Annotated in this window: 1 protein-coding gene and 1 pseudogene; both read left to right on the top strand. The window is 40.6% G+C overall.

Annotated elements, in window-relative coordinates:
• Positions 1-1,404 (top strand): SusC/RagA family TonB-linked outer membrane protein (locus Q360_RS0116555; RefSeq protein ID WP_027078065.1); only part of this gene is annotated, 1,404 nt, incomplete at its 5' end.
• Positions 1,405-1,437: 33 nt separating this feature from the next.
• Positions 1,438-1,949 (top strand): annotated as a pseudogene (locus Q360_RS23725) (RagB/SusD family nutrient uptake outer membrane protein); the annotation flags it as partial.

Raw genomic sequence — 1,949 nt, 5'->3', positions numbered from 1 at the left:
TATGATGGTAAGTATTTGGCTCAGGTTACGTTAAGAAATGACTCCTCATCTCGTTTCAGATCAGCGGCAAGAAGTGCAGTCTTCCCTGCCTTTAGTTTAGGTTGGAGAATTTCTGATGAAAGCTTTATGGACGGTGTCGATTGGATAGATGATATGAAATTACGTTACGGTTGGGGTCAGACAGGTAACCAAGAGATTGGTGATTATAATGCCTTTACCACGTACCGGTCCGATATTGTAACGGGTGGGTATCCAATAGATGGTTCTACAAGCTCCCCAACAATTGGATTTCAACCAGGTCAATTTGGAAATCCTAATGCAAAATGGGAAACAACCACCTCCAACAACATAGGTTTGGATATGGTCATGTTTAACAACAAATTTACGTTTGGTCTTGACGTTTGGGATCGTGTTATAACCGATATGCTTCTACCAGCCCAGCCTACTTTTACAGCAGGTCAAGCAAGCCCCCCTTCTGTAAATGTTGGTGGTAATACCTCAAAAGGTTTTGACATCGCTTTAGGATATAACGGACAAATCGGAGATGATTTTACGTTTAGCGTAAATGGTAACCTTTCTGCGTATACAACTGAAGTTGATGCATTAAGTTCACCAGGAGAACGAATATTTGGACGTAACGAACGTATCTCTGCCATTACCGTAACAGAGGCAGGGTCTCCTATATCCTCCTATTTCGGTTATCAAGTGTTGGGTATCTTTCAATCCGAGGCTGAAGCAAACGCAGCGCCTCAATTCGGAACTTATAACGCACCAGGTAAATTTCGTTTTCAAGATACTAACGGCGATGGGGTTATCACTTCTGACGATAGAACCATCATAGGAAATCCACACCCTGATTTTGTTTATGGTATCAATTTAGATTTTAACTATAAGGACTTAAGTCTAAACATTTTTGGTAATGGATCTCAAGGAAATGATGTATTCAACTACGTACGATATTTTGCAGATTTCAACACCTTCCAAGGTAACAGATCAACAAGAGCCTTGAACGAAGCATGGCAACCGTCTAATCCAAATGCGCCAGTAGCGCAATGGACCGCGGCTAACCCTAACGCAACAACACCAATAATGGATGCAGATGATGCTACAAGTAGCCAACCCTCTTCATACTTAATTGAAGATGCTAGCTTCTTTAGAATCAGAAACATACAATTGACTTATAATTTTCCTGAAAACGTTTTAACGGATATTGGTCTAGCGAATGCACAGATTTACTTACAAGCGCAAAATGTTGCTACCTTTACTAAGTACTCAGGATTAAACCCAGAAGTATCCTTGAGAAGAACAGGAGATTCCAACAGAAACCTTACCTTAGGTTATGACGGTGGTTTTAACCCAGTAGCTGCAACAATCAGCTTAGGTTTAAATATCACTTTACAGTAATAAAAATTGAATATGAAATTTAAAATAATGCAAATGAAAACAATTAAAGCAGTATTATTAATGTTCGTCGCCTCACTTTTTTTGGTGACAGGATGTGCCGAAGAATTCTCAACTAAAGAGCCACAAGCGGCTTTTGGTGAAGGTGATGTAGCTACCGCATCTGGTGTTGAAGGGATTCTATTAGGATCCTACAACATGTTACAAGGTGGAGGTCTCCAGGGACAGACATGGCACAACGAAATCCAGAACTGGGTATTCAACCTTCCTTCGGATGATGCCTTAAAAGGTACTGATGCAGGTGATCAGCCAGAGCAGTCCTTTATAGAACAGTATGATTTTCAGAATTTTAACATACACATCCGTGATAAGTGGAGAGGTTTATACTTAGGTGTAGCCACTACGAATGATGCCATTAATACCTTGGCAAAAGTTGAAGAAGGTCTTACAGATGCGAGACGGGCGCAGATTGTTGCCGAAGCACGTTTTCTTAGAGGTATTTTTCACTTTGAGGCTAGAAAAATGTGGGAAAGACCAGTATATGTGGA

This window comes from Maribacter antarcticus DSM 21422 (assembly GCF_000621125.1).
Classification (GTDB): Bacteria; Bacteroidota; Bacteroidia; order Flavobacteriales; family Flavobacteriaceae; genus Maribacter; species Maribacter antarcticus.
Note: the sequence above shows the minus strand (reverse complement) of the source record. Positions and strands in the feature narration are given on the sequence as shown.